This window comes from Microcystis sp. T1-4, from assembly GCF_000297435.1.
GTDB lineage: Bacteria > Cyanobacteriota > Cyanobacteriia > Cyanobacteriales > Microcystaceae > Microcystis.
Genome location: NZ_CAIP01000075.1, coordinates 1 through 8726, shown reverse-complemented (window position 1 = coordinate 8726; position 8726 = coordinate 1). Strand labels below are relative to the sequence as shown.

The window sequence follows — 8726 nt, the reverse complement described above, 5'->3', positions numbered from 1 at the left end:
GAAGAGAGCCGTGCGAGTTAGGAGGAAGCGGAAAATTGGCTATTAGAGGACGAATTTGAACCGGTAGAGGGACGACTTTCGCCAGTAGAGATATAATTTCCTTATCTTCCTTTATGCTTTTCTTCAAAACCCTGATTCTGTATGCTGTTTAGCAAGAATTAGCGATCGCCGCTTAACCAACTCAGGCCCTAATAGGTAAAATATAACCTGGGAGATTATAGTGAGAAGTTATGAAGTTGACTGTAACACTTGACCGTGACGAGGATGGGGTTTGGGTTGTAGAATGCCCCAGTATTCCGGGTTGTGTCAGCCAAGGTCAAACGAGAGCAGAAGCTCTAGAAAATATCAGAGATGCGATTATCGCTTGCCTTGAAGTTCGTGCAGAACGTGGACTACCGCTCACGATTGAAACTTGTCAAGTAGAGGTAATGGCCTAATCATGTCCTCTGCTCTTCCTGTTCTCAGCGGACGTGAAGTAGTCCGAATATTTGAAACCTTTGGCTGGCAAGTTGCGCGTCAAAGTGCAAGCCATATCATTATGGTTAAGGAGGGTGAACAGGTAACACTCTCTGTTCCTGATCATCGTGAAGTGGCTAAAGGTACGCTTCGTAGTCTTCTTCGTACTGCTGGAATTACTTTACAAGAATTTGTTTCTGGCATGAGATGAACAAACAAGTCGAGGAAGCGGAAAATTGGCTATTAGAGGACGAATTTGAACCGGTAGAGGGACGACTTTCGGCAGTAGAGATATAATTTCCTTATCTTCCTTTCCCCCTTTCTTCGATGCTATCCTTACTAAAAAAGCTCTGGAATTGGCTAAAATCGCTCTTTATTGCCAGTCCAAAGGCAATTAACCTCAAAAAAGTCGAAAATACTCCTCCAGAACCCAGCGATGGGGAATATGAAGGGATATTGATGGGGTTATTCGAGCAGGTGGCGGCGGGAACCACTACCGACGGGTTACGGGGATGGCTATACAGTCGCCATTGTGACGATAAAAAGCTGGCGCGGTGGTTAGAGGTCAAAAGCGAGGAATGGCTACAGTATCCGGAAGATTATCAAACTTTAGGGCGGGATCTGGCGGCTTTAGGGAAGGTGATGACGGGAAATCTGGGGGAAGTATCCCAACGGATTAGCCTCCAGTTACGCGACGCGGTGAGGGATGTTTCCGGTGTGGAGGAGGAAAATCTAGGCCCAAAGGAGACGGATTTAACGGAAGTGGTTCAGGATGCCGCATTCTGGTTTCAGCAAGGAAACCAGAAATACATGAATGGGGATTTTCTCGGCGCGATCGCATCCTACGATCGAGCTTTAGAAATTAAACCCGATTTCCATCTAGCTTGGTTGATCCGAGGGTTTGCGTTAGATAATTTAGGCAGATTTGAAAAAGCGATCGCATCCTGGGATCGAGCTTTAGAAATTAAACCCGATTTGCATGAAGCTTGGAACAACCGAGGGAATGCGTTAGGTAATTTAGGCAGATTTGGACAAGCGATCGCATCCTACGATCGAGCTTTAGAATTTAAACCCGATGACCATCTAGCTTGGAACAACCGAGGGAGTGCGTTATATTATTTAGGCAGATTTGAACAAGCGATCGCATCCTACGATCGAGCTTTAGAAATTAAACCCGATAAGCATGAAGCTTGGTACGGCCGAGGGGTTGCGTTAGGTAATTTAGGCAGATCTGAACAAGCGATCGCATCCTACGATCGAGCTTTAGAAATTAAACCCGATTACCATGATGCTTGGAACTACCGAGGGATTGCGTTAGCTGATTTAGGCAGATTTGAACAAGCGATCGCATCCTTCGATCAAGCTTTAGAAATTAAACCCGATTTCCATCTAGCTTGGTACAACCGAGGGATTGAGTTAGGTAATTTAGGCAGATTAGAAGAAGCGATCGCATCCTACGATCGAGCTTTAGAAATTAAACCCGATTTACATCAAGCTTGGTACGGCCGAGGGAATGCGTTAAAGAATTTAGGCAGATTTGAAGAAGCGATCGCATCCTACGATCATGCTTTAGAAATTAAACCCGATTACCATGAAGCTTGGAACAACCGAGGGAATGCGTTAGCTGATTTAGGCAGATTTGCAGAAGCGATCGCATCCTACGATCGAGCTTTAGAATTTAAACCCGATGACCATGAAGCTTGGAACAACCGAGGGTTTGCGTTAGGTAATTTAGGCAGATTAGAAGAAGCGATCGCATCTTATGATCGAGCTTTAGAAATTAAACCCGATTTCCATGAAGCTTGGGGCAACCGAGGGTGGGCCGTTTGTTCTCTGAGTAAAAATCGTATTTCTACTCCTAGTCTAGAAGCTCTCATTTACCGTAAACCGATAGTAGCCCTTAATGACCGAGAACCCCATATTTTCGCCCTCCGGGAGGCACTTCCCCACCTCATTCAAGGATCGCCTCCGTGGGGGCAAATTTATCGCTATCTAGGGCAAGCTTATCTGAAACATTCCCGATATAAAGAGAATGCTAGTCCCTATTGGCGCGAAGCAATCCGACATTATCAAACCGCTTTACCGATTCTCAGCGAAAAAGACTTCCCGGAAGATCATTTAGAAATTCTGCAAGGATTGATCCGCGCTCATCTTTCCCTACAGGAAATCCCTGAAGCGCGATTCTATCAACAACAGGGGCGCCACCTTTTCACCCGACTACGCGCCCAGAAACGGGATAAACCGGCTTTTGAGAGAAAATTCAGCAGTTTTAGTCACCTAGAAATCGATTTACTGATCGAGGAAAATCATCCTCTAGACGCAATTGAACAGGCAGAATTTTATAAAAATCGTTGTTTGACTTGGATTCTCGATAGTTGGCAAGAAAACGCCACCAGTCCCGATTATGCCACCATCCAAAGCCTGACAGGTCCGAATAAGGCGATTATTTACTGGTATCTCAGCGAGGACAATCTCACCACCTTTATTATCACCCCAGAGGCTGATCCCGTCATTGTCGAGCCAGAACAACGCCGTCAACCAGCGCAACAGTTTCGGACTTGGTTAACTGAATGGGATAAACAATACCTTGACTATGCCAGTAAAAAAGAAACGGAGAATAAACAAAATCACCCCTGGAGATTGTCACTTAACAGCCGTTTTGCCCAATTAAAACGGATTTTACAGATCGATAAAATTCTCGAACCTTTGCCGGTTTCCGTTGATTCCCTGATTCTCATCCCCCACCGGGATCTGCACCGCTTCCCCCTACATACCCTCTTCCCCGAAAAATACACCGCCACCTATCTCCCCTCTGCTCAGGTCGGTTTGCGTCCCCAGTCCGGCGATTTCTCCTATTCTCCCCTCCTCAGCGTCGAAGACCCCAAAACGGAACAAAAACCCATGGATTTAGCCCAACTGGAATCAGCGATTATTAGCCATATCGTGCAACCGAGCGAGAGAATTAGCCCAGAAAACGCCTCACGGGAAAACGTCCGCAACGCCCTCGAAAATGCCCATAAAACCTTTCATTTCACTGGTCACGGCTTTTATGACTCTTTTCGTCCCCAGGAGTCTGCGATCGCCCTTAGCGATGGTTTATTAACTGTCCGGGATATCAACAAGCTCAACCTCTCTAGTTACCGTCTCGTCTGTCTGGCTGCCTGTGAAACCGCTCTCACCGGTAAGGATGGCATTACTACCGAATACGTCGGCCTCGTCAGTGCTTTCTTGGCAGCCGGTGCGACTAATGTGGTCAGTACCCTCTGGCCGGTGAAGGAGATTTCTAGTGCTTGGTTTATGATTAACTTCTATCAAAGATTATTAGCGGGTGAATCCCCGGCCCTAGCTCTGAAAAATACACAAAATTGGTTAAAAAATATCACTTGGCAGCAACTAGCTAACTGGATCGAGCAACTTGGACAACTTCCCGACCTAAGGGAAGGGGTCGATCGACTGGAGGTGAGGGCGGCGAATACTTTGAAGGAAGGCAGTACAATAGGGCTAGATCAACTAACAGAATATGGTGATCCTTACCATTGGGCAGCCTATACCCTGACTGGACAGGACTAACTTATGGAAATCCCCAAAGCAATTATCGATCTTGAAGCGCTGCTAATCGCCCTCGCACAGCAGACTGAACCCTTGCCAGAATATCTACAGCGATCGCTCAAAGAAATTGAACGATTATTAAGGGAAGAACAACCCCAGGCAGCAACACAATTGCGGCAACTTGTCAAGGATTTTCCCCCCCTAGAAAAAGCTTATAAAAAAGCGATCGAAGAGTTAGACGCAGCCTATGCTAACCAAGAACGCACCAAAAGTTTAAGCGTCATTTTTCCCGATAGTTTAGATTTCGAGTCCCTATTTATTAATGATGTTATTCCTAGCCAAGATTGGGTAAAAACTGCCCAAAAATTAGCTGGATCCCCCCTGCCCCCCTTGATAAGGGGGGTGCCGACAGGCGGGGGGATCCCCCTTGATCACGAGGGTGCTGATTCCCCTCGATTTTGGGATAAAGCTGATCGCCTGATGGTGGTAACGGTGGGAGGTGCAGCCCTAGGGGGATCGATTGCGGGAGTTTATGGCGCGGTTATTGGTGCGATATTAGCGGCCGGCTGCGGATGGTATATTACTTTTAGGAAAGCAAAATCAGCATAAATTTTTGATGAAGATTGTTAACATTGAAAACTTTCTTTTGTTAATCGGAACCTTGGTTATTACCGCAAGCGTGGCGCTGGTTACAAAAAAACAGCCAAGACGGGGAAACAATAAATCTTATCTAGAAATTCTTTTTGTTTCTGGGTTAAGTTTATCGGCTGTATTGGCAATGTCTAAGGTCGTCCATAAAGTGTTAACTGATGAAAATTTTCAGAATTGCCTTGGCTCGGATAGTCAAATCCTTCTTTTGTTAGCTGCTGTTCTCGGTATCTATATTTCTCTTAAAGAGATTTGGAAATTATTTGAAGCGAACTAATAGGAATGCCAGCTTTATCCATATCCAAAAGTTATACTAAATCCTGTTGAGAAGGTGTAGAATAGGCTCGAAATCTTTTTCCTCTCGGCTACTTAGGGTTTGCTGAAAAAGTACGGGCGAAGCATTCGGGTAGAAAATCTACGGTTTTACCGATAAGTTATTGCCCGAATGCTTCGCCCCTACAGGACTAAATCCTGTTTAGAAGCTGTAGAATAGGCTCGAAATCTTTTTCCTCTCGGCTACTCAAACCCTACTTAAAACTACATTCCCATAATTTCGTAACCGGAATCTACATAAATAATCTGACCGGTAATACCACTAGCAAGATCACTGGCTAAAAAAGCGGCCGTATTTCCCACCTCAATTTGTGTCACCGTGCGATGTAAAGGAGCGATTTCTTCCACATGATGGATCATATCAAGAATTCCCCCCACGGCCGAAGATGCTAAGGTGCGAATTGGACCGGCGGAAATACCATTAACTCGGATCTTTTGGCCACCTAATTCGGCGGCTAAATAGCGAACACTCATTTCTAAACCAGCTTTTGCCACCCCCATTAAATTATAGTTAGGAATTACCTTGACACCGCCGAGATAGGTAAGAGTGATAATACTTCCCCCTTCCGTCATCAAGGGTTTAGCCGATCGAGCTAGACGGGTTAGGGAAAAAGTGCTAATATCTAGGGATTTAGTGAAAGCTTCCCGAGGGATGGCGGTAAAATCGCCCGTTAAACCCTCTTTATCGGCAAAAGCGAGACAGTGAATCAAAATATCCAGTTTACCCCATTTTTCCGCCACTGTAGCGAAAGTATCTTCTACCTGTTGGTCATTTTGGACATCGCAGGGGACATAAAAAGCGGGATTAAGTTCATCGGCCAATTCTCGCACCTTTTTCTCAAAACGGCCTTTTTCGTCGGGGAGATAGGTGACACCGATATTTGCACCAGCTTGATGGAGTTGTTGGGCAATTCCCCAAGCGATCGAGCGATTATTGGCAATTCCCGTCACTAGGGCGTTTTTTCCCGTTAAATCTAACATAGTTCTCGTTTCTCTTACAAAAATCTCCCCAATAGCCGACCCCAGCGAGATTCGGTATAATAGGGATACAGATAACGGGGCAGCAATGATCACCCCTCCCCCATTGTCTGGCAAAAAGCGCCCAAAACTTTTCCCAGTTTAGGCAGCGGTTGTGTTTAATAGAGGTGACACTCGTTGCATAATAAAAACAATTTTCCCCTTTTTTGGATGTGAGATGGACTTATCCCTAATACAAGATAAACCCCTAGCAGATGTGTTCCGTCGAATCGGCAGCGGCAATTTCCCCCCGGTGGTGGAATTGTTCGAGCGTGGCAAAACGATCTTTTTCCCGGGAGATCCCGCCGAAAGAGTCTATTTTTTGCTGAAAGGAGCCGTTAAGTTGTCGCGAGTCTATGAAGCGGGAGAAGAAATTACCGTGGCTCTACTGCGGGAAAATAGCGTCTTTGGTGTGCTATCCTTACTCACCGGCCAGCGATCGGATCGTTTTTATCATGCCGTGGCTTTTACTCCGGTAGAATTACTCTCGGCCCCGATCGATCAGGTAGAAAGGTCCCTCCGCAATAATCCCGATTTATCAATGTTGATGCTGCAGGGGTTGTCCTCGCGGATTCTGCAAACGGAAATGATGATCGAAACCTTAGCTCACCGGGATATGGGTTCACGTTTGGTCAGTTTTTTATTAATTCTCTGTCGTGATTTTGGGGTTCCCACCACCGATGGTATCCGGGTTGATCTAAAATTGTCTCACCAAGCGATCGCAGAAGCGATCGGTTCTACCCGCGTCACTGTCACCCGTTTATTGGGAGAGCTGCGGGATCAAGAAATGGTCTCAATTTACAAGAAGAAAATTACCGTCCATAATCCCGTCGCTCTCAGTCAACAATTTACTTAAATTCTGGATGACTAGCGCTTATATTTTGGTTTTGGCCATCGTGGTTTTAGGTGGTCTGATAGCGGCGGTTGGCGATCGCATAGGGAGCCGTATCGGTAAGAAAAGGATGCGTTTATTTAATCTGCGTCCGAAACAAACCGCAACTTTAATGACGATTGTAACGGGAATTTTTATCGCCGGTTCCACTTTAATTGTCTTGTTTGCTTCTAGTAAATCCTTGCGTCAAGGAGTTTTTGAACTGGATCGTCTTTTAAATGAACGTCGTGCCGCTATTAAGGATTTGGAAAGTCAGGTCAGAGAAACCACCGAACAAAAAAATCAGGTGGAAAAGGCGTTAAAAACGGCTAAAAGTGAACAGATAGCCGTGCAGAAACGTCTGGAGGTTCTTAATAAAAATTATCAAGCTTCTCGTCAACGTTTGCGATTAGTTTCTGGACAGTTGGAAAAGTTTCGTAAGGAAGTGGCTAATTTAAATAATGAACGAGTCATTTTAACTAATCAAAAGGCACAGTTAACCAGTCAAAGGGATCAATTGTCCCAACAAAAATCAATTCTTTCTAGTCAGATCAATCAACTACAAACCACCGTTCAAGTTAGAGATAAAGAGTTGGCTAATCAACAAAAGTTATTAACAACCAGACAAGCGCGACTTCAACAGTTGGAAACCCAACAAAAAACCCTACAGCTAGAAATTGATCGTCGGGATCAACGTATTGGAGAACTCGATAGCTCGATCATCGATAAAAATTTAGCTTTGGAACAGCGCGAGGGAAAATTAAAAGATTTAGAAACCCAAATGGCTTTTCTTAAGCGGGAAGTGGAAGTTTTAGAACAATACTATCAAACCTATCAAGAATTGCGGGAAAAACAGATCGCTATTTTCCGGGGACAGGTGTTATCTTTTGGAGCTTTTCGTATTGTTGATCCCCAAGCTATTGTCGCTGTTATCGATAAGTTATTGCGAGAAGCGAATATAAATGCTATCCGCGCCACCCAACCGAATCAGCCTAATTTTGACCAGCGTTTAGTTAAGATCACAAAAGCACAGGTAGAACAGTTAAGTCAACAATTACAGGACGGTAAAGAATATGTGGTGAGAATTCTTTCAGCAGGTAATTATGTACTAGGAGAAACCGAGATTCGTGTCTTTGCTGATGTGGTTCCCAATCAAAGAGTTTTTGAGGAGAAACAGGTAATCGCTGCCGTTTCCATCGATCCCCAAAATATGACAGAAGAAGACCTACAAAAGCGCTTAGATTTACTCTTAGCATCGGCTCAATTCCGCGCTAGAAGTGCGGGAGTTTTAGGGTCAATTCAAGTGGAAGATGGGTTATTAACTACGGTAGTTAACTTTATTGGTCAAGTCAAAAAGTCGGGTAATTCTATCGAGACACTTGAGGCAATTGCCGCTAGTAAAACTAATACTGCTGGTCCCTTAACTTTGCGTTTAGTAGCGGTAAAAAATGGTAAAATTGTTTTTAGTACGTCTTCTTAAAACCTAGATTCCGCACTTCAGTTTGTAACAGAAAACGTTACCAACAAGTTGAAAGACTAACTGAATATAAATACTCAGAATTTCCTTGACCAAAACATGAGATAATGGAAAAAGTATTAATGATCGAAAAAACATAAGAAATGTCTCCTTCAGAAGAAATACAAATTTAAAATATCGACCATTTAGGAATATTAGCAGGAATAATTGATGAAATAGGAATAGTCGCAGTAATCAATGGAAAACTAGGTGTTGATAAAAGAGAAAAAATTAGTTCGGAACAAGTCTTAAAAGCCATGATTCTCAATGGCTAGGAATGGTATCATGCCCCTGGTATTTATTTAGTCAATTTTTTGAAGACAAAGCTGTATATCT

At 44.2% G+C, this 8726-nt stretch carries 8 protein-coding genes and 1 pseudogene; 8 read left to right on the top strand and 1 reads right to left on the bottom strand.

Going from position 1 to position 8726, the window contains the following annotated elements:
• Window positions 1–230: 230 nt before the first annotated feature.
• From MICAI_RS04150 to MICAI_RS04130, 5 genes are all read left to right on the top strand, one after another.
• Window positions 231–437: a type II toxin-antitoxin system HicB family antitoxin gene (locus tag MICAI_RS04150; RefSeq protein WP_008198193.1), complete on the top strand. Its 207-nt coding sequence runs from the start codon at window positions 231–233 to the stop codon at window positions 435–437.
• Between the two features lie 2 nt (window positions 438–439).
• Window positions 440–667, top strand: coding sequence for a type II toxin-antitoxin system HicA family toxin (locus tag MICAI_RS04145; RefSeq protein WP_008198191.1), 228 nt, complete (start codon window positions 440–442; stop codon window positions 665–667).
• A 116-nt stretch (window positions 668–783) separates the two neighbouring features.
• A complete protein-coding gene (locus tag MICAI_RS04140; RefSeq protein WP_008198188.1) occupies window positions 784–4026 on the top strand; it encodes a CHAT domain-containing protein in 3243 nt (1080 codons plus the stop codon).
• A gap of 3 nt (window positions 4027–4029) precedes the next feature.
• Entirely contained in the window at window positions 4030–4614 is a 585-nt protein-coding gene (locus MICAI_RS04135; RefSeq protein WP_008198186.1) for a hypothetical protein, read from the top strand.
• Window positions 4615–4621: 7 nt separating this feature from the next.
• Window positions 4622–4930, top strand: coding sequence for a hypothetical protein (locus tag MICAI_RS04130; protein ID WP_008198185.1), 309 nt, complete (start codon window positions 4622–4624; stop codon window positions 4928–4930).
• A gap of 260 nt (window positions 4931–5190) precedes the next feature.
• Here MICAI_RS04130 and fabI read toward each other — a convergent pair whose 3' ends face one another.
• Window positions 5191–5967 (bottom strand): enoyl-ACP reductase FabI, encoded by a 777-nt coding sequence (gene fabI, locus MICAI_RS04125; RefSeq protein ID WP_002760333.1) that lies wholly within the window; start codon window positions 5965–5967, stop codon window positions 5191–5193.
• A 214-nt stretch (window positions 5968–6181) separates the two neighbouring features.
• Between fabI and ntcA the strand changes: the two genes are divergently transcribed.
• From ntcA to MICAI_RS26820, 3 genes and pseudogenes are all read left to right on the top strand, one after another.
• Window positions 6182–6859 (top strand): global nitrogen regulator NtcA, encoded by a 678-nt coding sequence (gene ntcA, locus MICAI_RS04120; protein WP_002793163.1) that lies wholly within the window; start codon window positions 6182–6184, stop codon window positions 6857–6859.
• 7 nt (window positions 6860–6866) lie between these two features.
• Window positions 6867–8354, top strand: a complete 1488-nt coding sequence (locus tag MICAI_RS04115) for a DUF3084 domain-containing protein (RefSeq protein ID WP_008198178.1) — start codon at window positions 6867–6869, stop codon at window positions 8352–8354.
• A 173-nt stretch (window positions 8355–8527) separates the two neighbouring features.
• A pseudogene (locus tag MICAI_RS26820) lies at window positions 8528–8726 on the top strand (DUF4277 domain-containing protein); the annotation flags it as partial.

Excerpts from the sequence above, each read along its gene's own strand:
- MICAI_RS04150 (WP_008198193.1), top strand. The coding sequence starts at position 231 with ATGAAGTTGACTGTAACACTTGACCGTGACGAGGATGGGGTTTGGGTT.
- MICAI_RS04145 (WP_008198191.1), top strand. The coding sequence starts at position 440 with ATGTCCTCTGCTCTTCCTGTTCTCAGCGGACGTGAAGTAGTCCGAATA.
- MICAI_RS04140 (WP_008198188.1), top strand. The coding sequence starts at position 784 with ATGCTATCCTTACTAAAAAAGCTCTGGAATTGGCTAAAATCGCTCTTT.
- MICAI_RS04135 (WP_008198186.1), top strand. The coding sequence starts at position 4,030 with ATGGAAATCCCCAAAGCAATTATCGATCTTGAAGCGCTGCTAATCGCC.
- MICAI_RS04130 (WP_008198185.1), top strand. The coding sequence starts at position 4,622 with ATGAAGATTGTTAACATTGAAAACTTTCTTTTGTTAATCGGAACCTTG.
- fabI (WP_002760333.1), bottom strand. The coding sequence starts at position 5,967 with ATGTTAGATTTAACGGGAAAAAACGCCCTAGTGACGGGAATTGCCAAT.
- ntcA (WP_002793163.1), top strand. The coding sequence starts at position 6,182 with ATGGACTTATCCCTAATACAAGATAAACCCCTAGCAGATGTGTTCCGT.
- MICAI_RS04115 (WP_008198178.1), top strand. The coding sequence starts at position 6,867 with ATGACTAGCGCTTATATTTTGGTTTTGGCCATCGTGGTTTTAGGTGGT.